The sequence below is a fragment of the Caulobacter sp. Root1472 genome, from assembly GCF_001426985.1.
Taxonomy (GTDB): Bacteria; Pseudomonadota; Alphaproteobacteria; order Caulobacterales; family Caulobacteraceae; genus Caulobacter; species Caulobacter rhizosphaerae.
In genome coordinates, this window is sequence record NZ_LMFX01000051.1 from 81,877 (window position 1) to 104,880 (window position 23,004).

27 protein-coding genes and 1 pseudogene are annotated in these 23,004 nt (G+C 69.4%); 15 read left to right on the forward strand and 13 right to left on the reverse strand.

Going from position 1 to position 23,004, the window contains the following annotated elements; all coding sequences use genetic code 11:
* Together ASD47_RS24890 and ASD47_RS24895 are read right to left on the reverse strand one after the other, a co-directional pair.
* The gene (locus tag ASD47_RS24890) at positions 1-273 is read right to left on the reverse strand and encodes a type II toxin-antitoxin system RelE/ParE family toxin (protein WP_056762514.1); all 273 of its coding nucleotides are present in this window, start codon (positions 271-273) and stop codon (positions 1-3) included.
* Positions 274-276: 3 nt separating this feature from the next.
* A complete protein-coding gene (locus ASD47_RS24895) occupies positions 277-453 on the reverse strand; it encodes a hypothetical protein (RefSeq protein WP_056762515.1) in 177 nt (58 codons plus the stop codon).
* Positions 454-514: 61 nt separating this feature from the next.
* Between ASD47_RS24895 and ASD47_RS24900 the strand changes: the two genes are divergently transcribed.
* From ASD47_RS24900 to ybgF, 7 genes are all read left to right on the forward strand, one after another.
* Positions 515-949 carry a YbgC/FadM family acyl-CoA thioesterase gene (locus ASD47_RS24900; RefSeq protein ID WP_056762517.1) on the forward strand — a complete coding sequence of 145 codons (435 nt, stop codon included), beginning with the start codon at positions 515-517 and terminating at the stop codon, positions 947-949.
* A 239-nt stretch (positions 950-1,188) separates the two neighbouring features.
* On the forward strand, positions 1,189-1,887 hold the full coding sequence (gene tolQ, locus ASD47_RS24905) for a protein TolQ (RefSeq protein ID WP_056762518.1): 699 nt from the start codon (positions 1,189-1,191) through the stop codon (positions 1,885-1,887).
* A 4-nt stretch (positions 1,888-1,891) separates the two neighbouring features.
* Entirely contained in the window at positions 1,892-2,413 is a 522-nt protein-coding gene (locus tag ASD47_RS24910) for a biopolymer transporter ExbD (protein WP_056762520.1), read from the forward strand.
* A gap of 170 nt (positions 2,414-2,583) precedes the next feature.
* Positions 2,584-3,405, forward strand: a complete 822-nt coding sequence (locus tag ASD47_RS24915) for a hypothetical protein (protein WP_056762522.1) — start codon at positions 2,584-2,586, stop codon at positions 3,403-3,405.
* A gap of 14 nt (positions 3,406-3,419) precedes the next feature.
* The gene (gene tolB / locus ASD47_RS24920; protein WP_056762523.1) at positions 3,420-4,745 is read left to right on the forward strand and encodes a Tol-Pal system beta propeller repeat protein TolB; all 1,326 of its coding nucleotides are present in this window, start codon (positions 3,420-3,422) and stop codon (positions 4,743-4,745) included.
* Positions 4,746-5,132: 387 nt separating this feature from the next.
* Complete coding sequence (pal, locus tag ASD47_RS24925; RefSeq protein ID WP_056762525.1) at positions 5,133-5,690, forward strand: peptidoglycan-associated lipoprotein Pal; 558 nt, start codon at positions 5,133-5,135, stop codon at positions 5,688-5,690.
* Positions 5,691-5,835: 145 nt separating this feature from the next.
* Positions 5,836-6,693, forward strand: a complete 858-nt coding sequence (gene ybgF, locus ASD47_RS24930; protein ID WP_056762526.1) for a tol-pal system protein YbgF — start codon at positions 5,836-5,838, stop codon at positions 6,691-6,693.
* A 30-nt stretch (positions 6,694-6,723) separates the two neighbouring features.
* Here the strand turns inward: ybgF and ASD47_RS27840 are convergent.
* Positions 6,724-6,869, reverse strand: a pseudogene (locus ASD47_RS27840) (hypothetical protein); the annotation flags it as partial.
* Between the two features lie 38 nt (positions 6,870-6,907).
* Here ASD47_RS27840 and tilS point away from each other — a divergent pair.
* From tilS to folP, 4 genes are all read left to right on the forward strand, one after another.
* The gene (gene tilS, locus ASD47_RS24935) at positions 6,908-8,281 is read left to right on the forward strand and encodes a tRNA lysidine(34) synthetase TilS (RefSeq protein WP_056762528.1); all 1,374 of its coding nucleotides are present in this window, start codon (positions 6,908-6,910) and stop codon (positions 8,279-8,281) included.
* Between the two features lie 76 nt (positions 8,282-8,357).
* Positions 8,358-10,232, forward strand: a complete 1,875-nt coding sequence (gene ftsH / locus ASD47_RS24940) for an ATP-dependent zinc metalloprotease FtsH (protein ID WP_056762530.1) — start codon at positions 8,358-8,360, stop codon at positions 10,230-10,232.
* 284 nt (positions 10,233-10,516) lie between these two features.
* A complete protein-coding gene (locus ASD47_RS24945; protein WP_056762532.1) occupies positions 10,517-10,987 on the forward strand; it encodes a YbjN domain-containing protein in 471 nt (156 codons plus the stop codon).
* 179 nt (positions 10,988-11,166) lie between these two features.
* The gene (folP, locus tag ASD47_RS24950; protein WP_056762534.1) at positions 11,167-11,982 is read left to right on the forward strand and encodes a dihydropteroate synthase; all 816 of its coding nucleotides are present in this window, start codon (positions 11,167-11,169) and stop codon (positions 11,980-11,982) included.
* A gap of 41 nt (positions 11,983-12,023) precedes the next feature.
* On the opposite strand, the gene ASD47_RS24955 is transcribed toward folP, so the two are convergent.
* From ASD47_RS24955 to ASD47_RS24970, 5 genes are all read right to left on the reverse strand, one after another.
* A complete protein-coding gene (locus tag ASD47_RS24955) occupies positions 12,024-12,566 on the reverse strand; it encodes a hypothetical protein (RefSeq protein WP_156402426.1) in 543 nt (180 codons plus the stop codon).
* A 513-nt stretch (positions 12,567-13,079) separates the two neighbouring features.
* A complete protein-coding gene (locus tag ASD47_RS26935; RefSeq protein ID WP_156402427.1) occupies positions 13,080-13,526 on the reverse strand; it encodes an STM3941 family protein in 447 nt (148 codons plus the stop codon).
* A 278-nt stretch (positions 13,527-13,804) separates the two neighbouring features.
* Positions 13,805-14,713: an acyl-CoA desaturase gene (locus ASD47_RS24960; RefSeq protein ID WP_056762538.1), complete on the reverse strand. Its 909-nt coding sequence runs from the start codon at positions 14,711-14,713 to the stop codon at positions 13,805-13,807.
* Positions 14,710-15,297: a demethoxyubiquinone hydroxylase family protein gene (locus tag ASD47_RS24965; protein WP_056762539.1), complete on the reverse strand. Its 588-nt coding sequence runs from the start codon at positions 15,295-15,297 to the stop codon at positions 14,710-14,712. Before ASD47_RS24965 ends, ASD47_RS24960 begins: the two co-directional genes overlap by 4 nt.
* On the reverse strand, positions 15,294-15,791 hold the full coding sequence (locus ASD47_RS24970) for a hypothetical protein (RefSeq protein ID WP_156402428.1): 498 nt from the start codon (positions 15,789-15,791) through the stop codon (positions 15,294-15,296). The genes ASD47_RS24965 and ASD47_RS24970 overlap by 4 nt, the downstream gene beginning before the upstream one ends.
* A gap of 83 nt (positions 15,792-15,874) precedes the next feature.
* Here ASD47_RS24970 and ASD47_RS24975 point away from each other — a divergent pair, with 83 nt between their 5' ends.
* Entirely contained in the window at positions 15,875-16,183 is a 309-nt protein-coding gene (locus ASD47_RS24975; protein ID WP_035071509.1) for a metalloregulator ArsR/SmtB family transcription factor, read from the forward strand.
* Between the two features lie 3 nt (positions 16,184-16,186).
* On the opposite strand, the gene ASD47_RS24980 is transcribed toward ASD47_RS24975, so the two are convergent.
* The 3 genes from ASD47_RS24980 to ASD47_RS24990 form a co-directional block, all read right to left on the reverse strand.
* Positions 16,187-16,543: a hypothetical protein gene (locus tag ASD47_RS24980; protein ID WP_056762543.1), complete on the reverse strand. Its 357-nt coding sequence runs from the start codon at positions 16,541-16,543 to the stop codon at positions 16,187-16,189.
* Positions 16,544-16,791: 248 nt separating this feature from the next.
* Positions 16,792-17,160 (reverse strand): hypothetical protein, encoded by a 369-nt coding sequence (locus ASD47_RS24985; RefSeq protein WP_056762545.1) that lies wholly within the window; start codon positions 17,158-17,160, stop codon positions 16,792-16,794.
* Entirely contained in the window at positions 17,150-17,716 is a 567-nt protein-coding gene (locus tag ASD47_RS24990) for a hypothetical protein (protein ID WP_056762638.1), read from the reverse strand. The genes ASD47_RS24985 and ASD47_RS24990 overlap by 11 nt, the downstream gene beginning before the upstream one ends.
* A gap of 160 nt (positions 17,717-17,876) precedes the next feature.
* Between ASD47_RS24990 and thiD the strand changes: the two genes are divergently transcribed.
* The 3 genes from thiD to ASD47_RS25005 all read left to right on the forward strand — a co-directional run bounded on the left by thiD (position 17,877) and on the right by ASD47_RS25005 (position 20,395).
* Positions 17,877-18,713 (forward strand): bifunctional hydroxymethylpyrimidine kinase/phosphomethylpyrimidine kinase, encoded by an 837-nt coding sequence (thiD, locus tag ASD47_RS24995; protein WP_056762547.1) that lies wholly within the window; start codon positions 17,877-17,879, stop codon positions 18,711-18,713.
* Entirely contained in the window at positions 18,710-19,294 is a 585-nt protein-coding gene (locus ASD47_RS25000; protein ID WP_056762548.1) for a nucleotidyltransferase family protein, read from the forward strand. The genes thiD and ASD47_RS25000 overlap by 4 nt, the downstream gene beginning before the upstream one ends.
* A 255-nt stretch (positions 19,295-19,549) precedes the next feature.
* Positions 19,550-20,395 carry a PhzF family phenazine biosynthesis protein gene (locus ASD47_RS25005; protein ID WP_056762550.1) on the forward strand — a complete coding sequence of 282 codons (846 nt, stop codon included), beginning with the start codon at positions 19,550-19,552 and terminating at the stop codon, positions 20,393-20,395.
* A 2-nt stretch (positions 20,396-20,397) separates the two neighbouring features.
* Here the strand turns inward: ASD47_RS25005 and ASD47_RS25010 are convergent, their stop codons facing one another.
* Together ASD47_RS25010 and ASD47_RS25015 are read right to left on the reverse strand one after the other, a co-directional pair.
* Positions 20,398-20,781 carry a hypothetical protein gene (locus ASD47_RS25010; RefSeq protein ID WP_056762552.1) on the reverse strand — a complete coding sequence of 128 codons (384 nt, stop codon included), beginning with the start codon at positions 20,779-20,781 and terminating at the stop codon, positions 20,398-20,400.
* A 263-nt stretch (positions 20,782-21,044) separates the two neighbouring features.
* Positions 21,045-22,931 (reverse strand): ATP-binding protein, encoded by a 1,887-nt coding sequence (locus ASD47_RS25015; RefSeq protein WP_056762554.1) that lies wholly within the window; start codon positions 22,929-22,931, stop codon positions 21,045-21,047.
* Positions 22,932-23,004 lie beyond the last annotated feature (73 nt).

The following is a 23,004-nucleotide window of genomic DNA, read 5'->3' on the forward strand; positions in this document are numbered from 1 at the left end:
TCAGTCCGGCCGCTGCGCGCCGTGGCGGATGCGCAGGATCACCACGGCCTCGTCCGAGAACCGGTAGCGGATCAGGTACGGATGGATCGTGGCCAGTTCGCGCAGGCCGCGCGAGGCGGCTCGGCCGCGTTCGGGATGCTCGACGAGGCTGTTGGCCGCCGTCTGCAAACGCTGGGCAAGGCGCGCGGCGGCCGGCGCGTTGAAGCCGGCGACATAGGTGAAGATGCTGTCGAGATTGGCGATAGCCTCGGCTGTCCAGACGACCCGACGCAATCCCTAGTCGCCGACCTTGGGCGGTGGGGTCGGCGCGCCGTTCGCCCAGGACGCCAGCCAGCGACTGACGGCCTCGTGACTGATCACGCGGCCCGCCGCGACATCGGCCTCGGCGCGCGCATCGGCGGCGGCTTCCGCGTCGTCGTCGATCTCATCGAACAGGGAAGGCTCGATTTTCATGAGCCGAACATAGCACTACAAGGGCGAGAGCCCAATACGCCGCGCCTGACCGGAGCCCAGGATGATCGAACCCACCGCCGGCGTCTTCGACGGCCGCGAGCACCAGTTGCCGGTGCGGATCTATTACGAGGACACCGACTTCTCCGGCATCGTCTACCACGCCAACTACCTGCGCTATTTCGAGCGGGGGCGGAGCGATTTCTTTCGCAGGATCGGCATCTCGCACACCCAACTGGCCAAGGCCGACACCGCCTTCGCGATCATCCGCATGGAGCTGGACTTCAAGCGCTCGGCCCGGATCGACGACGCCCTGCTGGTGCGCACCACCTATGACCGGGTCAAGGGCCCGCGCCTGTACGTCAGCCAGAAGATCACCCGCGGCGACGACGTGATCGTCCAGGCGGCCGGCGAGGCGGTCTGCATCACCCTGGACGGCCGACCGCGCAAGCCGACGGCGGAGATGCTGGGCCAACTGGCGCCGTGGCTGGAGCCCTGATCCCGTCATCCCCGCAACAACAAGTCCGAGGGTGACGAGCGTCGGGGGCGCTGCGGGGGAGGCACGGTGAAGCTCAACGCTTCACCACCGCAAAAAACCCCCGCCTTCACCAATCGTCATAGTTTCACCATTGCCCCGCTTCATGTCAGTAAGGCGCAACGGAACCCCGGGAGGTGCGCTATTCACCTTCCACGACACCGACGCCCAACCTTGACGCCCCAACGGAGCAGGACCCCCGCATGGACGCCGCCGCAGGCCCTCAGAGCTTTTCCTTCATTTCGCTGTTCCTCCAGGCCGACTGGGTGGTCAAGGCGGTGATGATCGGGCTGATCCTGGCCTCGCTGGGCTCGTGGGCGGTGATCATCGACAAGCTGTTCCGCTTCGCGGCGATGAACGGCGCCGCCAACCGATTCGAGGACCAGGTCGGCTCGGGCCAGGGGCTGGAGGAGGTGGCCGCCCAGGCCGGGACCAATCCGCGCCAGCCGTTGCCGCGCATGCTGCAGGCGGCGCTGAAGGAATGGCGCGAGGCCAAGGCCAAGGGGCCGATCGGCGAGGCCCAGGCCGCCTTCCTGATCCAGCGCATCGACCGGATGATGGACACCCTGATCGCCCGCGAGACCGGCAAGGCCGAGGAGGGGCTGGGCAGCCTGGCCATCGTCGCCACCGCCAGCCCGTTCATCGGCCTGTTCGGCACGGTCTGGGGCATCATGCACGCCTTCCAGAACATCGCCCTGTCGAAGAACACCTCGCTGGCCGTGGTCGCCCCGTCGATCGCCGAGGCCCTGTTCGCCACGGCGATCGGCCTGATCGCCGCCATCCCGGCCTATATCGCCTACAACAAGTTCTCGACCGACGCCGGCAAGTACGCCGGCCGGCTGGAGAACTTCGCCGACGACCTGTCGACGGCCATCCAGCGCCGCCTGAGCGAGCGGGTCTAGTCGCATGGCCATGTCCGCCAACGACGCCTTCGCCACCGGCGGCCGTCGCGGCCGTCGCCGCCGCGGCCGCCGCGGCAAGGGCGCCCTGTCCGAGATCAACGTCACCCCGCTGGTCGACGTGATGCTGGTGCTGCTGATCATCTTCATGATCAGCGCCCCGCTGCTGACCGCCGGCGTGCCGCTGGAACTGCCCAAGACCGAGGCCGCCGCCCTGCAGAACCAGCAGGAGCCGATCACGGTCTCGATCAAGGCCGACGGCGCGGTGTTCATCGGCGAGGGCGAGGTTCCCTTCAACGAACTGGCCCCGCGCATCAGCGCGATCGCCGGCGACGGCTACGACAAGCCGATCTTCGTCCGCGCCGACGGCAAGGCCAATTACGCGACCGTCGCCCAGGTGATGGCCGCGCTGTCCAACGCCGGCTTCACCAAGATCAACCTGCTGACCGACACCGGCGGCCCGTCCTCGGGCGCCGCGGCCAAGACCACGGGCGCTTCCAACGCGGGCGCCCTGCGTCCGGCGCAGTGAGGGTTGGCGCCCATGATCCTTACTTCCGCTCATCCCGGCGAACGCCGGGACCCAGATCCTAAAGCGGTGTGGATGACTGGAGGCGCTCGGCGCTGTTTGGCGTCAGCCTCAAAGCCATTCCATCTGGGTCCTGGCGTTCGCCGGGGTGAGCGGATCATGGGGTGGTTCGCATGAGCCATCGCGAAGACCGCACCAACTTCTCCCCCGCCCTGGTCGGGTCGATCGGCCTCCACGTGCTGGTGGTGGTCGCGATCCTGATCGGGCCGTGGAAGCCGTCCAAGCCGGTGATCATCGGCGAGAGCGTGCCGGTGACCATCGTCACCGAGGGGCCCACCAACGTGCGGCCGGCGATCGAGGACGTCCAGGACCAGACGGCCCAGACCGAGGAGCCGACGCCCGAGGCCACGCCGCAGCCGCCGGCCCCGGTCCCGGCCCCCGTGCCGACGCCCGCCCCCGCCCCGCCGAAGACCGCGCCCGCCCCGACCCCGACGCCCAAGCCGCCCACCCCGAAGCCGCCGCCGCCCAAGCCGGCCAAGCCCGAGCCGGACTTCTTCGCCTCGCTGGAAAAGACCCTGGCCAAGACGCCCAAGGCGACCGGCAAGCCGGTGGCCAACGCCGCCAAGGGCCCGACCCGTCCGGAGACCGCCACCCAGGCCCGTCCCGGCGCGGGGGCCATGACCGGCCTGCAGGCCGCGGCGATCAACGGCATGAAGGACGAGATCCAGCGCCGCTGGAACCCCAATTGCGAGGTCGAGGGCGGGGCCGCCGTGCAGGTCAAGGTCAGCTTCAAGCTGGCCACCGGCGGCCGCATCGTCGGCCAGGTGACGGCCGCCGAGGCCGAACGCTCGCCCGACCCGGTGGTCAAGGCCGCCGCCGACCGGGCGATCCGAGCGGTCTACCAGTCGGCGCCGTTCGAGGGCCTGCCGCCCGACTATTACGGCCAGCAACTCAATTTGAACTTCAAGGCGCGCGACGCTTGCGCGGCGCGATAGGGAGGATGCCCAGCATGAACCTCAAGTCCGTCTTCACGGGTCTGCCCGCCGCTTTGGCCAGCGCCGCCGTCCTGGCCCTGTCCATGGCCGTCTTCGCGCCGACCGCCGCCCGCGCCCAGATCGAGGTCGACATCGACAAGGGCGCGGTCAAGCCGCTGCCGGTGGCCATTCCCGCCTTCTCGGGCGGCGGGCGCGGGGCCGACATCTCGCAGGTCATCAGCGGCAACCTGGAGCGCTCGGGCCTGTTCCAGCCGCTGAACGTCGCCAACGTCGCCGACAAGCTGACCGACGTGAACGTCCAGCCGCGCTTCCCCGACTGGCAGGCCACCGGGGCCCAGGCCCTGATCAACGGCCAGGTCACGGTCGGCGCCGACGGCACGCTGCGCGTCGACTTCCGCCTGTGGGACACCTTTAGCCAGCAGCAGCTGCTGGGCCTGCAGTTCACCTCGACCGCCGAGAACTGGCGGCGCGTGGCCCACAAGATCAGCGACGCGGTCTATGAGCGACTGACCGGCGAGAAAGGCTATTTCGACACCCGCGTGGTGTTCGTCGCCGAGAGCGGCTCCAAGATGGCCCGGGTCAAGAAGCTGGCGATCATGGACCAGGACGGCGCCAACCCGCAGTACCTGACCGACGGCTCCTACATCGTCATGACCCCGCGCTTCTCCTCGACCAGCCAGGAGATCACCTACATGGCGCTGCGGCCGACGGGGTCCAGCATCTACCTGACCAACCTGGAGACCGCCCGCACCGAGACCATCGGCAAGTTCCCGGGCATGGTCTTCGCCCCGCGCTTCTCGCCGGACGGCAGCAAGGTGGCCTTCTCGGTCGAGAAGGGCGGCAATTCCGACATCTATGTGATGGACCTGCGCAGCCGCTCGTCGACGCGGATCACCACCGACCCGGCCATCGACACCTCGCCGTCGTTCTCGCCGGACGGCAGCAAGATCGTGTTCAACTCCGACCGCGGCGGCCAGGCCCAGCTCTACATCATGAACGTCGACGGCAGCGGCGTGCGCCGCATCTCGTACGGCGGCGGCCGCTACACCACCCCGGTCTGGAGCCCGCGCGGCGACTTCATCGCCTTCACCAAGCAGACCGGCGGCGAGTTCCACATCGGCGTCATGCGCGCCGACGGCGGCGACGAGCGGCTGCTGACCACCAGCTACCTGGACGAGGGCCCGACCTGGGCGCCCAACGGCCGGGTGCTGATGTTCTCGCGCGAGAGCGCCAACGGCAATTCGCGGCTGTGGACGGTGGACATCACCGGCCGGATCCTGCGTCCGGCCGCCTACCAGGGCGCGGCGTCCGACCCGGCCTGGTCGCCGCTGCTGGATTGAGGTCGGAACTTTCTGCACAAACACCCAAGCGCCGTCATCCCGGGCCTCGTGCCCGGGACCCCTGGTTCAGCTGACGGTGAAGCCGAATGGCGCGCCGGCGCGCCACACCCCCGCACGTGCGGCGGACAAAGGGGTCCCGGGCACAAGGCCCGGGATGACGAAAATCAAGGGCTGCTGGATTGATCCACACCTCTTTCAGGCAACCTCTGCCATGGCGGCGCGTTGCCTCACCGTCGTTCATCCGGTGTTCACGCGGCGGATGAAACCAGGTGGTCGTGCGACATTCTGACGCCATTGTGAGGTGCAAGGTACGATTTGGCGCGGCGCCGCGAAGGCCACACGCGTTAGAACTGCGGACCTTGGCCGTGGACTTGAGGAGAAACTTGGATGAGCTTCGACACCCAACGCGTCGCTAGACTGGCGATGATCGGTCTGGCGGCCGCCTCGCTCGCCGCCTGTGCTTCGCGGCCGAAGCCGGCGGGCCCCGCGGCGCCGACCCCGACGGCCTCGCAACCCACGCCTCCCCCGTACCAGGCGCCGGCCACGCCGGAGTCGCCGGTCAACCAGGGCCCGCTGCCCGGCACGGTGCAGGACTTCGTGATCAACATCGGCGAGCGGATCTATTTCGACACCGACAGCTACGACATCCGCAGCGACGCCCAGCCGACCCTGTCGGCCCAGGCCCAATGGCTGAACCGCTATCCGGCCGTGCGCGTGCGCATCGAGGGCAACGCCGACGAACGCGGCACCCGCGAGTACAACCTGGCCCTGGGCGCCCGCCGCGCCAACGCCGTCCGCGAGTTCCTGACCGGCCAGGGCGTCGCGGCCTCGCGCATCGAGACCCTGTCGTACGGCAAGGAACGCCCGATCGACCCGGGCACCAACGAAGACGCCTGGGCCAAGAACCGCAACGCCCGCACCGCCATCACCGACGGCGCGCGGTAACGAAAGCTTCCTTCCCCTCGATGGGGAAGGGACAAGGATGGGGGTGTCGTAACCACGTCACCCCCCACAACCCTCCCCCATCAAGGGGGAGGGCTTTGCGGTCCAGCGCCGCACTTTTGTCCGCAACCGGGGCATAATCGCCGACATGAAGCTGAAAGCCGCCCTGCTCGCCGCCGTCCTGGCCCTGACCGCCGTGCCCGCCCTGGCGCCGGCAGCGATGGCCCAGACCCCCATGCCCGACCCGCTGGACGACCGCTCGGCCAAGCGGCTGGACAAGATGGAGAAGGTGGTCCGCGAACTGCGGTCGATCGTCTTCCAGGGCCGCGACACCGGCAAGCCGGTGGTCGTCCAGGCGGCCGAGACCGACGCCCAGATCGCCGCGATGTCCGACCGGATGCGCGACCTGGAGCAGACCCTGACCAAGCTGAACGGCCAGAACGAGGGGTTGACCCACGACCTGGACGAGGCGCGCCGGGCCAACGAGGCCGAGAAGGCCCGGGGCGACGCCCTGGACCAGCGCCTGGCCGCCCTGGAGAAGCGCATCGCCGACCAGGAGGCCGCCGCGGCCGCCGCCGCCGCCCCGCCGGTCGCCGCCGCGCCCACTCCGGCGTCCACCGACCCCGCCACGGCCTTCAGTTCGGCCCGGCAGATGCTGCTGGACGGCGACTACGCCGGGGCCGAGCAGGCCTTCGCCGGCTATGTCGAGGCCTTCCCCGACAGTGCCAAGGCGCCCGAGGCCCGCTACTGGCTGGGCGAGACCCAGTTTGTGCGCGAAGCCTATTCCGATGCGGCGGGCAGCTATCTGGGCGCGGTGCGCGGCTGGCCGAAGACCAGCTGGGCGCCCGACGCGGTGCTGAAGCTGTCGCGCTCGCTGGTGGCCCTGAAGAAGCCCGCCGACGCCTGCAAGACCCTGGACGAACTGGCCAAGCGCTATCCCAAGGCACCCGCGACGATCACCTCCAAGGCCGCCAGCACGCGGGTCCAGGCCAAGTGCGCGGCCTAGGCGGATCGACGGTCGGCTCAGAGGTGGAAAACCTCGTCCTTCGACAAGCTCAGGATGAGGTTTTCTGTCTGCTCGGTCTGTAAATGGTCCTCATCCTGAGCTTGTCGAAGGACGAGGGCCACGCACGGCCTCCAAGGTCCGCCCGGCCGAAGGCGCCAGTTTACCGAGCCGCTCATCTGACGATCGGGCGGTGAGCGGAAGGGAGGGGGAGGTCATGATCACATCCTTCCCCGCCTTCACCGCCGCCCTCGACCGCCGCCTGCAGGCCCACGCCGCCGCGCCGCTGGCGGTGGGCTTCTCCGGCGGCGGCGACAGCTTGGCCCTTCTGATCCTGACCCTGGACTGGGCCCACGCCCATGGCCGCTCCGTGCTCAGCCTGACCGTCGACCACCAGCTGAACCCCGCCAGCGCCGACTGGACCGCCGAGGCGCTCGCCAAGGCCCGCGCCCTGGGCGCCGAGGCCCGCGCCCTGGCCTGGACCGGTCCCAAGCCCGCCACGGGCCTGTCGGCCGCCGCCCGCGCCGCCCGTCACGCCCTGCTGGCCGACGCCGCCCGCCAGGCCGGGGCGCGCGTTCTGCTGCTGGGCCACACCGCCGACGACCTGGCCGAGGCCGCCCTGATGCGGGCCCAGGGCTCGACGGTGCCGGACCCCCGCGCGTGGTCGCCGTCGCCCGCCTGGCCGGAAGGACGGGGCGTCTTCGTGCTGCGGCCGCTGCTGTTGGTCGGGCGCGGCGAGATCCGCGACGGGCTGAGGGCGCGCGGCGAGACCTGGCTCGACGATCCGGCCAATGTCGATCCGAGGTCGGCGCGGGCCCGGGCCAGGCACGATCTTCAGCAGACAGACGGGACGTCAAGGCAGGGCGCGGCCTCGGACGCCCCCGCCGTGACGTCGCCGATCGGCGCCGCGCCGCCTTCGCCGCTTCGCGGGAGAGGAGAGGGCTATCTCGTCCTCCCGCGCGACGCCCCGGCCGCCCACGTCGCCGCCGCCTGCCTGTGCGCGGCTGGAACCGTCCAGCCGCCGCGCGGCGAGCGGCTTCGGCGGCTGGTGGACCGCATCCGGGCCGGCGAGACCTTCACCGCCACCCTGGCCGGGGCGCGGATCGAGGCGGACGGCGAAGGAGTCTGGTTCTTCCGCGAACCCGGCGAGGCCCGCCGTGCAGGCCCTCCCCCCATGGGGGAGGTGTCGGCGAAGCCGACGGAGGGGGGACTGGTCGAGCCCCCGACGTCTCCCCCCACCGACCCTTCGGGTCGCCTCCCCCACAGGGGGAGGGGCGATTTGGCCGAGCCCCTCGCCCTGCCCCTGAACCAACCCGTCGTCTGGGACGGCCGCTACGAACTCACCGCCGCCGAGCCCGGCCTGGTCGTTCGCCCGCTGCAAGGCCTCGCTGCTCGCCTGCCGCTCGCGCAACGCCGGGCGCTGAAGGGGTTTCCGGCCGCCGCCCGGCCCAGCCTGCCGGTCTTGCTGGCTCCCGATGGGACGGTGACTTGCCCGATCCTTGCAGGGACGAAAGCGACGCGCGCGCGTTGTCTTGTGATGGATCGTTTCGAGGCGGCGACGGGCCGTGTCGATCAAGAACCCGCGACATGATATCCCGCGCGTGGCGAAATCGCCCGGACCGTCCTATCTTGGAAGGTCAGAGACTATCGTTGGGAAGACAACGCGTATGAATTTCAAGACCCTGGGCATCTGGGCCGTGATCGTTCTGGTGGTGGTGGCCGCCTATGGCGTCTTCAGCCAGGGCGGTCGCGCGGGCGCCGCCGGCGAGACCAGCTATTCGCAGCTGCTCAAGAACATCGACAGCGGCGAGGTCAAGAAGGCCAACATCAACGGCGACATGGTCAAGGTCGAGCCGAAGGCCGGCAAGCCCTACAATGTCAACATCCCGGCCAATTCCGAAGACCTGGTCAAGCGCCTCGAGGCCCGCGGCTCGGAGATCGTCTACCAGAGGGGCGGCAACATCCTGCTCAGCGTCCTGTTCCAGATGCTGCCGATCCTGCTGCTGATCGGGGTGTGGATCTTCTTCATGCGCCAGATGCAGGGCGGCACCAAGGGCGCCATGGGCTTTGGCAAGTCCAAGGCCCGGCTGCTGACCGAGAACAAGAACCGCGTGCTGTTCGACGACGTCGCCGGCGTCGACGAAGCCAAGGAAGAGCTGCAGGAAGTGGTCGAGTTCCTGAAGGACCCGGCCAAGTTCCAGCGCCTGGGCGGCAAGATCCCCAAGGGCGCCCTGCTGGTCGGTCCTCCCGGCACCGGCAAGACCCTGATCGCCCGCGCCGTCGCGGGTGAGGCCGGCGTGCCGTTCTTCACCATCTCCGGTTCGGACTTCGTGGAGATGTTCGTCGGCGTCGGCGCCAGCCGCGTGCGCGACATGTTCGAGCAGGCCAAGAAGAACGCCCCCTGCATCATCTTCATCGACGAGATCGACGCCGTCGGCCGCCACCGCGGCGCCGGCCTGGGCGGCGGCAACGACGAGCGCGAGCAGACCCTCAACCAGCTGCTGGTCGAGATGGACGGCTTCGAGGCCAACGAAGGCATCATCCTGATCGCCGCCACCAACCGTCCCGACGTACTGGACCCGGCCCTGCTGCGTCCGGGCCGCTTCGACCGCCAGGTCGTGGTGCCCAACCCGGACGTCATGGGTCGCGAGAAGATCATTCGCGTGCACATGAAGAACGTGCCGCTGGCCGCTGACGTCGACGTCAAGACCTTGGCCCGCGGCACCCCCGGCTTCTCGGGCGCGGACCTGGCCAACCTGGTCAACGAGGCGGCCCTGACCGCCGCGCGCAAGAACCGCCGCATGGTCACCATGCACGACTTCGAGCACGCCAAGGACAAGGTGATGATGGGCGCCGAGCGCCGCTCGATGGCCATGAGCGAGGACGAGAAGAAGCTGACGGCCTATCACGAGGGCGGCCACGCCCTGGTGGCCCTCAACGTCGCCGTCGCCGATCCGGTCCACAAGGCCACCATCGTGCCGCGCGGCCGGGCTCTCGGCATGGTCATGCAACTGCCCGAGGGCGACCGCTACTCGATGAGCTTCGACATGATGACCTCGCGCCTGGCCATCATGATGGCCGGCCGGGTGGCCGAGGAGCTGATCTTCGGCAAGCACAAGATCACCTCGGGCGCGTCCAGCGACATCAGCGCCGCCACCAGCCTGGCCCGCAACATGGTCACTCGCTGGGGCTTCTCCGACGAGCTGGGCACCGTGGCCTATGGCGACAACCAGGACGAGGTGTTCCTGGGCCACTCGGTGGCCCGCACCCAGAACGTCTCGCCCGAGACCATGATGAAGATCGACACCGAGGTCCGCCGCCTGGTCAAGGGCGGCGAGGACGAGGCCCGGCAGATCCTGACCGAGAAGCTGACCGAACTGCACGCGGTGGCCAAGGCCCTGCTGGAGTTCGAGACCCTGAGCGGCGACGAGATCATCAACGTCATGAAGGGCATCCCGCCGGTCCGCATCGAGGACGAGAGCAACAAGATGCCGACCGGGCCGGTGGCCTCGGTGCCGGTCTCGACGGGCGTCGTCGCCTAGGGGCGATCTTCAAAGCCGCGCGTGGTCCTCGTCCTTCGACAAGCTCAGGATGAGGACCAGTTACGGCCCGGCGAAATAGAAAAACCTTATCCTGAGCTTGTCGAAGGACGAGGTTTCCGGCCCCGGCGCTGAAGGTCGACACGCCTTGGGCCCTTCCGGCCGACAAGCCTGGAAAAGCCGGACCGGTTCGCCGATCCGGCTTTTTCTTTGCCGCTCGCTTTGCGTCCGGGGCGGGCGCCGCTAGCCTGCACCCTGGCCGCGAGCTTGCGGCGGGGAGGCATGACATGAAGACGGCGATCATCGCCCTGGCGGCCGCGACGGCGCTCCTAAGCGGAGCGGCCCGGGCCGAGGAGATCCACAAGGACGGCATGACCGGCCCCGAGGTGGCGGCCTGGCTGCAGAAGGCGGGCTACAAGGCCGAGCTGACCAAGGATTCGTCGGACGATCCGATGATCAACAGCGCCGCCGAAGGCCACGACTTCAAGATCTATTTCTACGACTGCAGCGAGGCCAAGCGCTGCAAGGCCCTGCAGTTCTCGGCCGGCTTCGACCTGAAGGAGCCGCTGAAGCTGGAGAAGGCCAACGAGTGGAACCGCAAGAACCGCTACCTGAAGGTCTATCTCGACGACGACGGCGACCCCTACGTCCAGTACGACGTCAATGTGAACGCCGGCCGCACCATGGCGGGCCTGGACGACGACTTCGGCGTCTGGACCGGGATGATCGGCAATTTCACGACGTTCATCGACTGGTAGGCTCCAAAAACCACGCTCATCCCGGCGAATGCCGGGACCCAGATGGAATGGCTTCGAGGATGACGCCAAGAGCGCCGAGCCTATCCAATCAGCCACTCGATCATGGGATCTGGGTCCCGGCATTCGCCGGGATGAGCGGATTGGTGGGAGCAAGAGCGAACCTGCTTTAGAACGCTCCTATGACCACCCACCACCCCCGCCCCCGCGTCATGGGGATCGTCAACGTCACGCCTGACAGCTTCTCGGACGGCGGGCGGTTCCTGGAGCCCGCCGCCGCCCTGGACCAGGCCTTGCGGCTGGTCGACGACGGGGCCGACATCCTCGACATCGGCGGCGAGAGCACCCGGCCCGGCGCGAAACCCGTCTCCGCCGCCGAGGAGATCGCCCGCGTCGCGCCGCTAATCGCCGCGATCCGCGCGGTCAGCGACGTGACGATCTCGATCGACACCATGAAGCCCGCCGTGGCCCGCGCGGCCGTCGCCGCCGGGGCCAGCCTCTGGAACGACGTCGCCGCCCTGCGCTTCGCCCCCGATGCGCCGGAGGTCGCCGCCGAACTGGGCTGCGAGGTCGTGCTGATGCACATGCTGGGCCAGCCGGGGACCATGCAGGACGACCCGCGCTACGACGACGTCGTCGCCGAGGTCGAGGCCTTCCTGCTGGCCCGGGCCCTGACCGCCATGGCCGCCGGGGTGGCGCGCGAGAAGATCTGGCTGGATCCGGGGATCGGCTTTGGCAAGACCCCGGCCCACAACCTGGCCCTGCTGGCCGCCCTGCCGCGCCTGGCGGCCCTGGGCTATCCGATCCTGCTGGGCGCCAGCCGCAAGCGCTTCATCGCCGCGATCGACCCGCTGGCCGCCGACCCCGCCGCCCGGCTCGGCGGCTCGCTGGCCGCTCACCTGCACGCCGCCGCGTCCGGCGTCGCGGCGGTGCGGGTCCACGACGTGCGCGAGACGGCCCAGGCGCTGGCGGTATGGGGGGCGATCGGCGGCGCGTAGGGCTCAGGAGCGGTTTTCGACCTGAGCCGCCGCCCGGTGGGTCACCGCCCGCAACCGTAGGCGGCCACCTGCCGCTCCCGGTCACGAATATTCTCCAGCGCCTCGACCTTGGCGTCGCGCAGGTTCTTGGCCTTGGCGGCGGCGATCTCGCGCGCGTACAGCGTCTTGGCCTTGGCGATCTGCGCGCGAGCGTCGACGCAGTCGGCCGGTGCGTCGCTGAACCGGAGCAGGTCGACATAGTTCTGGATCGCCTGGCTGGATCCCGTGGCGGCCGCGAGCGCGATCCAGCGGCGAGCTTCCGGCGCGTTGGCCTCTCCGGGGCCTTTGAGCATGTAGTGGATCGACAGCCGGGCGGCGTCCTCGCGATAACCTCTCAACGTACCCGCCTGGGCCTGGGTCAGGTCTGCAGGCGACAGCAGGGCGTCGCCGTAGGGCTGTGTGGCGCTGTTCGCCGCCGCATTGACGGCGGCCACAGCCTCCTTGGCCTGTTGCTCCGGCGTCTTGGGCGAACAGGCGCCGAGCAGGAGGCCCAGCGCCGCGACGGCCGGCGCGAACCGCCCCATGGTCAGGGTTGGTCTCGGCATTGGTTTCCCTCGAACGCGGCTGAACTTGACCATGCCCAAACCTATGGCGACACCCGCGCGTTGGATATCGTCATCACGAACCCCGCTTGCGTAGGCGGTGGCGGGCGGTACCTTGGTGGCATGTCTAGTGTAGTTTCTGCGAGCCGAACCCGGACAAGTAGCGCCCGCGGCAAAGCAGCGGGGGTGGAGGGGAGGCGCGCCCCCACGACGCCTGCAAGCGCGAGACAGGCGTTGTGGGATGAGGCTCGCAAGAAGTCAGGCGAGGCTCACAAGAAGGCCGTGGAAAAGCACCTGACCGCGTTGGCCACCCGTCATAAAAACGACGGTTCACTGGCTGGCGACTAGGTCGCGTTACTCGCGCAGCTAAGAGCGAAAGCGAGGCGCTAAAAGTCCGACTTCCACCCCGAACAGACCTTCGCCCCGTCCGCTTTCCGGAATGGCGCCCGAGGTGTGGTTTCGGGCGTGGGGCTCATTTCCGCACCCGACCAAAGTTAGACATTGGCGCTCAGGAGGCTACGCCTTGTTTGCCCGGCCGAACCGGGCCAGATAGCCTTCAATAAGTGACGCCAATTCATCGGCCGACACCGTCCAGCCGCCACCTAATGCTAGATCCTTGCCGCCCGGATTTGCGACAATATTGATCATCTTAGTCGACTTGATCTTGAAGACAACGATTTCACGGATGTCTGTCCATTTTCGATGGAAGGTCGCAAGCAACCAGTGAAAAGTGAGGCCGTCGCTGTCCAAAACCAGTCTGGGTGGCCAGACTAACTGGAACGTTCCCAGCAAGCCAGTCAGAGAGAAACAGCCGCACGCAGCCCAGCCAGCGATCATTGCCTTTTCGCTGGGTGGCTCTCTGACTAGCCACGCCCCAATCGCGACGAAGGCAACCGAGCCCAGGCACATTAGGGCCGTCTTCCCGCGCGAAGTTGCGACGACGCGCGTGTCACTGTCGACCATAACTCTTCACCACCAAAGCCGCCCTTGACCCGCAGGAGACGCGCTCCATGCCGAAGTCTAGCTTAGGCTTGAGAATGGCCGCAAACCACCCTTCTCGGATGTTGCGAACGTCCGCTCCTCGGACTTGTTCTGAGGACCCCTGCTTCCACCGCGAAGAAGGACGATCCGAGAGGCGGTGAGGTCGCGGCCTCCCGTCGATCGACAGCGCGGCTGGACGAGGGGGCCTCGGACAAGTCCGAAGATGACGGGATTGGGGGCGAGCGGGGGATGGAAATCCCTCACGCCCGCGCCAGCCCCGCCCTTTCCGGCAGAGTCTCCGGCGTGCGCACGTCCCAGGCCAGGCCCAGCCGCTCCAGCAGGCGGATGAACGCGAAGCCCCAGTCCGCCTGGCCCGGATACAGCCCCAGCTTCGCCGAGCCCGGCCAGGCGTGGTGGTTGTTGTGCCAGGCCTCGCCCATGGTTGGGATCGCCGCCCAGGGCACGTCGTGCGCCTGGACGCCCGAGGTCTCGACCAGCCACCGCTGGGGTCCGGTCCGATGGGCCAGGCGGCCGACGTACCAGTGGCCGGTCACCGAAACGCACACCCGCGCGCAGACGCCCCACAGCAGCCATGACCAGCCGCCGGCCAAGAACAGCACGATCGCCACCGGCAGCTGCTGCAGCATCCAGGTCCGATCGAGGAAGCGGTAGAACCGGTCGCCGGCGATCCGCGCCGGCAGTTCCCTGCGCGGCGGCGAGGCCAGCACCAGCCGGCCGTGCAGGTTCCAGGCATAGTCGGTCCAGAAACCGGCCCGGTTGGACAGGTAGGGATGGCAGGCGGGCTGGCGCTGGCCCCAGTCGCGCAGGTCGTGGCCCTCGATCATCGCCAGCGGCCCGCTCATGCCCACCAGCGTGCCGAGGTACATCATCAGGTGGTCCAGCCATAGCGGGCTCTGGAAGCTGCCGTGGATCAGCCGCCGATGGAAACCGACCGAGTGCCCGACCAGCAGGGTGGCGCCGGTCAGGGCGACGAACACCAGCAGGCCGCTCCAGCTAAAGAAGAACGGCGCGGCCAGGGCCCCGGCGAGCATGACGCCCTGCCACAGCGAGGTCGCCGGCGCCCAGACCACGCGGCCCGTCGCGGCGTCGCCGCCGGCGTCCTCAAGGATCGAGTGGACGGCGTAGGGATCGTCGTGGGCGTGGGTCATCTCGCGCCTTCCGTCTCCAGCCGCCGCGCCAGCCGGGCGACGTCGCCGCGCGTCGACAGCCACATCAGGACTTCCGTGCTGGCGGTGATCGCCGCGTCGAACAGCCCGCTCAGCGGCGCGCGGCGGTCGCCACGCAGCCGCACCGCGTGCTGGTAGTGCTCGGCCTCGTCGGCCGCCACCGACTCGATCAGCGCGGCGAGCTCGGGATCATGGTCGCGGACGAAGGCCAGCTGGACCGACAGGTGCTGGTGGACGCCGCGCTCGACGACTTCGGTGCACAGATAGATCGCCCGCGCCCCGAACACCGCCGTGGCCGCGCCCATCGCCGCCGCCCCGATCGTCCAGATCCAGGGCAGCCGGCAGGCCTTGGCCCCGCGCGAGGGCATCAGCGCCCGAAAGCGCCGGGCGTGGTCGGCCTCGTGGTCGCGGGTCAGTTCCAGGAACGGGACCACCTCGGGGCATCGCCAGCGCGCCACGGCCAATTGGGTCTGGTACATCGCCACCCCGCCGCGCTCGCCGGCGTCGTTGACGCGCAGGATGCGGCGGATGATGCGGGCGGGGTCGGAGTCCACGGCGGGCCTCATTCGCCGCTCTCCGGCCGGCGGTAGGCGCTCCTGGCCACGGTCCAGCCGACGACCGCGCCGATGGCGGCCAGGATCGGATAGAGCGTCCATTCTTCCTTCAGGGCCCAGATGACCGAGGTAGGGCGGCCATGGAGGCTGCAAGCGAGGTAGAGCGCCGGCGGTGCGATGGCGCCGACCGCCGCCGCCAACCAGGCTGACCGCACGCCCAGGCCGTGCGTCAACCACCAAACCGGCGCGCCCACGACCAGAAGGCCCAGGAGCCAGACGATAGAGGCGAACAGGATGATGGGCACGGCGGCCAATACTGAAAAGCCAAGCGCCTTGGCGATCTCAAGCGCCATGGGCCGCGACCAGGGACTGCTCCTCGTCGCCCCGGCGATGAAATATGCAGTCAAGGCTAGGTCGGTCAGGACGCCGCCCCAGATGGCGCCGACGCACAGGCTGATGAAGGCGCGGTCGAAAGTCAGGGGCGGGCGAGACATTGCGTCAGGCATGATGGCTCTCTTGATGTAAGCGATTCCTTAAATATCTCATCGCCTATTTGCAAGCGGTTAGCGAAGCGCTTAAATACCAAGGCATGCAACGCGTGTTCGAAGCCCTCTCCTCGACGGTCCGCCGGAAGATCCTGGCCTATCTGGCCCATGCCGAACTGACGGCGGGGGACATCGCCTCGCGGTTCTCGATCTCCAAGCCGGCGGTGTCGCAGCACCTGTCGATCCTGGAGGCGGCGGGCCTGGTGCGCAGCGAGAAGCGCGGCCAGTTCGTGCACTACAGCCTGGTGCGCGACAGCCTGGTCAACACGCTGAACGACTTCGTCCAGGAGGTCTGCCCGGTGTCCAAGCCGCTGAAGGCCGAGAGCGCGCGGCTCAAGGACGAGCGGGACTAGGCCTCACAGCCGCCCGCGTCGGCCGCCCTTGAGCTTGTCGAGCGCGCGGCGGGCGTGTTCGGCCTGGGCGGCGAGGGGGGCGGCCATGACCCCCAGGTCCGTCCCGCCCTGGACGGCGGCCAGGCCGGCGGCGAGGACGTCCACGGGCGGCTTGCGGGCGGTCGGGATCATCTGCGCCACCTTGCGGGCCATGGCAGCCAGGTCGCCGATGGCCTTGGCCTTGTCGCGGGCGCGCCGGATCTCGGCGAGATCCTGGCTGTGCTCGAGGATCGCCCAGGCGGCGTCGAGCGCGGCCATGAGCTTGGCTTGCAGGGCCTGGGACCAGGCAAGCGACGGGGCGGGGGTGTGGGTCTGGGTCATGCCTCACAGTGTGCGGCCGTCCCGAAGGGTGGGGATAGGAAACCTGCGTTTTCGTGTAGGGCGTTGATTTCGTTGAGAGCGGGTCCGGATTTCGCGGGGATAGAGGGGACAGGGACACGCCCTTGCGGCGTGTCCCCCGAAGAAGGCCGAGGCGGCTCTCGTCCCTGGGTCTCCGTGCGGCGTTTGGGGACACGCCGCGAGGGCGTGTCCCCGGTGGGAACCCGCACCCCTGTGGATAACTTTCGCCGCTATCCCGCCGGCAGGGCGTCTAGCAGGTGGCAGGACTTGGCCGGCGTGACGTTCTCCAGCCCGATGACGTCCAGCCCGTTGCCGTCCTCGCTTTGGACCTCGACATATTCGCCGATCACCTCGGCATAGACCGGGGCCTTCAGGGTCTTCAGGCGCTCGCGCAGCTTGGCGACCGGCTTGTCCGCCTCGCCCTCGCCCTCGCGATCGCGCAGCACGTAGCGGTTCTGGGCCAGGTCGCAGCGGGTCAGGATCACCTGGTCCTTCTGGACGTCGACCGTGCCGATATAGAGGTCCTGGGCGGCGGCGGGCGCTGCGGCGGCGGCCACCGCCAGGGCGCACAGGGCGACGAGGGCCGGCTTACTGGCCATTTTCGATCATCTCGAAGGTGTAGCTGCAGCCGGCCAGCACCTTGCCCGGATGCGAAGTGACGGTGGAGACGTTGAGGGTGACGCGGGTCTTGTAGGTGAAGCCGCCGGCCTGGCCCTTGTCGGTGGTGGCCGAGATCTCGCGCTCGCCCAGGAACTTGGTCGGCAGGTCGATCGCCGGCTGGATCTCCAACTGCTTGGCCAGGGGATGAGGGTCGGCCTCGTCGAGCACGGCGATCGGGCCGGAGCTGTTGAAGACGATGTGGCGGGTCTGGCGGCCGAACACCGTGATCGGCGTCTTCAGCGCATAGGCCTTGAGCAGGAAGTTGCTGGTCTTTTCCTCGGTGAGCCCGAAATGGGCCCGGGCCTGCGCCGCCTCGTCCCCGACCAGCCAGAAGGCCAGGGCGTTGTACGACGGCACGTCGTAGGTTCGGCATTCGATCATCTTGGCCAGGTCCAGCGTGGCCGGATCGACCCCGTCTGCGGCCTCCTGGGCCAGGGCCGCGACCGGCGCGAAACAGGCCGCGCCGATCAGCGCGACGCGGGACAGTCTTCTCATCAGGAACCCCAACCCATGCAACTTGGCAGTGAATACGCCCCGGTAAGGTGAAGGTTCCCGGGTCAGGCCGGGAATGTCGCGCGCGCCAGGCGGGGGCAAGTGCGCGCATGGACCTCAAGGCGCCTACCCCCGCCCCCCGACTCCCCGCTAGAACCTTCCCATGACCCAAGCTACCCACCGCGGCCGCGTGCTCGTCCTCGCCGGATCGGATTCCGGCGGCGGGGCCGGGATCCAGGCCGACATTAAGACCATCACCGCCCTGGGCGGCTACGCGGCCACGGCGATCACCGCCGTCACGGTGCAGAACACCCTGGGCGTCAGCGCCGTGCATCCGATCCCGCTGGAGATCGTCGAGGCCCAGGCCCGCGCCGTGCTCGACGACATCGGGGCCGACGCCTTCAAGACCGGGATGCTGGGCGACGCCGCCACGGTCGAGGTGGTGGCCCGGGTGCTGGACAGCGCCAGGGGCGTACCGGCCGTCATCGACCCGGTGATGGTCGCCAAGGGCGGGGCTTCGCTGCTGGCCGATCAAGCGGTCGGGGCGCTGAAAAGCCTGCTGGTCCCGCGCGCCGCCCTGCTGACCCCCAACGCCCCCGAGGCCGCGGCCCTGACCGGCCTGGCGGTCGAGACCACCGACGACCTGCGCCGGGCCGGCGAGGCCCTGCTGGCGCTGGGCGCCCATGCGGTGCTGATGAAGGGCGGACATGTGCTCAATGGCGAAGGGGGGGGCGAGCGGGTCATCGACCTGCTGATCACCCGCCAGGGCGAGACGGCGTTCGAGGGCGAGCGGATCGACACCCGCCACACCCACGGCACCGGCTGCACCCTGGCCAGCGCCTGCGCCGTCGGCCTGGCCCAGGGCCTGTCCCTGACCGAGTCCGTGGCCCGGGCCTGGAACTATGTCCACGAGGCCATGCTGCGCGCGCCGGGGTTCGGGGCGGGGCATGGGCCGCTGGACCACGGCTGGCTGCTCCGCGGGGAAGGGGGGCGCCGATGAGCTCGCTGGAAGCCCGCCTCGCCGACATCCTCCGCGCCACGCCCACCACCTTGCAGGTGCTGCGCACGGTCCGCGACCTGGACCTGCCCGACGGCATGGTGTTCTCCGGCGCCGTCTACCAGCCGGTCTGGAACCACCTGACCGGCCGGGCGCCCGACTACGGGATCAAGGACTACGACGTGGCCTATCACGACGCGTCCGACATCTCGTACGAGGCCGAGGATGTGGTGATCCGGCGGGTGGCGGCGGCGTTCGAGCCGCCGCTGCGCGATCTGGTCGAGGTGCGCAACCAAGCCCGCGTGCACCTTTGGTTCGAAAAGAAGTTCGGGGCGGACGAGCCCTATCCGCCTCTGGAGTCCAGCGCCGCGGCCCTGGAGCGCTTCGTGGCCACGGCCTTCTGCGTGGGCGTGCGGATGGAGGCGGACGACAGCCTCTCGGTGTTCGCTCCGTTCGGGCTGGACGACCTGTTCGCCCTGCGCCTGCGGCCCAATCCCCTGCGGCTGAAGGGGGCCGGCGGCTGGGCGCGCACCACCGGCTCGGCCAAGGCGCGGTGGCCAGAGATCACGGTGGAGGGAGAGTAGGGGCTCCCTTTTCCACCGTCATCCCGGGCCTCGTGCCCGGGACCCCTCTATCCGCCGCAAGCGTGGAGGGGGTGGCGCGCTGGCGCGCCATGGCGCTCACCGTCGGCTGGACCAGGGGTCCCGGGCACAAGGCCCGGGATGACGAACGTCTTGAATGCGCGCGGCAAAACATTGTCACCCATGACAATGTTGCCTTTGATCCCGTGACGCCTTGCTCCTACGACCGCGAAAGCCGTCATTTCCGGGAGCCCCGCCATGCGCCAGTGGACCATCGACGCCTTCGCCTCGGGCCCCTTCAAGGGCAATCCGGCCTGCGTGGTCGAGCCGTTCGAGCAGTGGCCCGACACCGCCTGGATGCAGGCCCTGGCCGCCGAGAACAACCAGGCCGAGACCGCCTTCCTGCTGAAGACAGCCGACCCGGCGCGGTTCGGCCTGCGCTGGTTCACCCCGACGGTCGAGGCGCCGATCTGCGGCCACGCCACCCTGGCCAGCGCCCATGCGCTGTTCGAGGAGATGGGCGTGGACGCGCCGCTGCTGGCCTTCGACACCCTGGCGGGCGAACTGACCGTGCGCAGGGTCGATGGGGTGTTCGGCGGGGCGGGGCTGGAGATGGACTTCCCGGCCGATCCGCCGCGCCGGGTCGAGGCCGGGCCCGAACTGGCCCAGGCGCTGGGCGTGACGCCGCTGGAGGTCTGGGCCGGCCAATACCTGCTGGCCGTGGTCGCCGACGAGGCGACGGTGCGGGGGTTGTCCCCGGACCTGGCCCTGCTGGGCGCTGTCGGCGCGGGTCTGGCCAAGGGCGGGCCGGGCCAGGTGATCGTCGCCGCCCTGGCCGACCCGGCCCGCGACTACGCCGTGGTCAGCCGCTTCTTCGCCCCGGCGGCCGGGATTCCCGAGGACCCGACCACGGGTTCGGCCCACTGCATCCTGACGCCGCTCTACGCCGACAAGCTGGGCGTGGCGTCCTTGCGGTTCCACCAGGCCTATCCGGGTCGAGGCGGCGACCTGGACTGCGAAAACCGCGGCGCGCGCGTTCTCCTGCGCGGCCGCGGCTTCACGATGGTGGAGAGCCGGCTGCGGGTGGCGCCGGCCCTCGTCTAGGCCTAGTAGCGACGGCCGTCGCGATAGTCGCGGTCATGGCGCTCGTAGCGGATCTGGGCGCTGATGCGGTCGTAACGGCGATCCAGGTCCTCGCGCTCCCAGCCGCTCAGGCCGCCGCGACGATAGCGGGACTCCAGGCGGGCGGTTTCGCGCAGCTCGCCCTTCAGGCGCCAGGCCTCGTTGCGGGTCAGGCCGCCGCTGCGGATGCCGCGGTCGATGCGCTCGTCCAGGCGGGCGACGCGGTCGCCGCCGACGTCCTGGTTGTAGCCGCGGTCATAACCGCGATCGGGGCCGCGGTCGTAGCCGTAGGCCTGGGCCGAGGCCACGGCGGGGACGGCGGCGGCGATGGCCGAGACCGCGGCGATCGAAAGCAGAATCTTTTTCATCGTACGGTTCCTCTTGAAGATGTCCGGCGCCGAGGAGGCGACGTTGGACACAAGAGACCACACGGCGGCTGAAGCGGTCCTGAGCCGCTCGTTATGTTGCGTTCAGGTAGGTGAACCATTGCTCCCCCTCTGGGGGAGCTGTCGGCGAAGCCGACTGAGGGGGCGNAGACCAGAAAGGCGGCGGCGGCCTTCAGGGTGACCACCGAGCCGACCTGGGCGCTGGCCGGCGCGCTGATCGGGCCACCTCCCCCAGAGGGGGAGGATCAGGCCGCCGCGACCTTGGAGCCTTCGCGCCGGGCCGCGGCCACGGCGGTCTCGATGGCGTCATAGAGCTTGGTCACTTCGATCGGCTTGGCGACGTGGCCGTCCATGCCTGCGGCCATGTAGCCCTCGACCTGGTGGACCAGGGCGTTGGCGGTCACGGCGACGATCGGGATGCGCTTGCGGCCTTCGCCGACCTCCAGCGCACGGATGGTGCGGGCCGCCTCGACGCCGTCCATCACCGGCATGTGGATGTCCATCAGCACGATGTCGTAGGCGCCGCGCTTCCAGGCCTCGACGCAGGCCGCGCCGTCGGCCACCAGCTCGACCTCGGCGCCCAGCGGGGCCAGGACGGCGGCGATGACCTTCTGGTTGGTCGGATTGTCGTCGGCGGCCAGCACCCGCAGGCGACGCTCGGACTCGATCGGCGGCGGCGGGGCGGCTTCCGTCGGCGCGGGGGCGGCGGCCTCGCCGCGCGGCATGGTCACCACGACGGTGAAGGTCGAACCCTGGCCCTCGCGGCTCTGCACATGCACGCCGCCGCCCATCAGGGTGGCCAGTTCGTTGCAGATCGACAGGCCCAGGCCCGAGCCGCCGAACCGGCGGGTGGTCGAGCTGTCGGCCTGGACGAACTTGTCGAACAGGCGCGGCAGGGTCTCGGCGTCGATGCCGATGCCAGTGTCGACCACGTCGACGCGCAGGCCCGCGCCGTCGTCCGACGAGGCGAATCGCACCGAGACGCTGCCCTCCAGCGTGAACTTCAGGGCGTTGGAGACCAGGTTGCCCAAGATCTGGCGCAGGCGGTCGACGTCGCCGCGCCACGAACCCAGGGCTTCGGGCGCCACGAACACGCCGAAGTCCAGGTTCTTGGCCCGCGCCTGGGTGGCGTAGGATTCGCGGATCGACAGGGCCAGGCTGGCCAGGTCGAAGTCGCGCTCGACCAGGTCCAGGCGGCCGGCCTCGATCTTCGACAGGTCCAGCACGTCGTTGAGCACCGACAGCAGCAGGCTTCCCGATTCGCGGATCACCGACAGGCGCTCGCGCTGGGCGGCGCTGAGCTCGCCCATGGCCATCACCTCGGTCATGGCCAGCACGCCGTTCAGCGGCGTGCGGATCTCGTGGCTCATATTGGCCAGGAAGTGTGACTTCAGGACGTTGGCGGCATTGGCGTCGTCGCGCGCCTTGACCAGTTCGGCCATGGCCCCGCGCAGGTCGTGGTCGTTGATCTCCAGCCGCGAGACCAGATGGTTGAAGCTGGAGGTCAGGCTGTGGAAGACGTCGTCGTCGGCGGACTCCTCCACCGGCTTGAAGCGACCGTCGGCGGCGACCTCGCGCATGGCCCTGGACAGGCGCTCCATCGGCTTGGTCATGCGCCGGGCCAGGCCGTTGGCCAGCAGGATCGCCAGGCCGGCCGAGCCGAAGAACAGGGTGCCGGTCAGGGCCAGGTCGCGGGCCATGATGTCGGTCAGGCTGGGGCGGCGGGCCGACAGGGACAGGGCGCCGACCTGCCGCGAGCCCAGCTTGATCGGGCGGACCAGGGTGTCGACCTCGGCGTCCTGCGAAGCGCCGACCTGGGCGACCACCTGGCCCTGCATGTCGGTCAGGCGCACGGACGCCACGCCGGGCGCCTTGGCCACGGCCTCGAGGGCGCGATAGGCGCCGACGGTGTTGTGATCGGCCAGGGGCGCGGCGGCGCCGGCCGCCACCATCTGGGCCAGGATCGCGTGATTAGCCTGGGATTCCTGGCGGGCGACGCTCCACTGCTGAAGCATGAAGCACACGCACGCGGCCAGCAGCGCGACCACCGTGGTGGTCAGCGCGACGCTGGCGATTCGCGCCTGCAACGGCGCGTGCGGCGTGCCTTCAGGGCGGCGGCTTTGGTCGGTCATGACCCGTCCAGGTGGATTTCGGCCGTTATTGTCGCGCGATCTTCCTAACGGTTCACTTCCGCCCAGGCCCCCG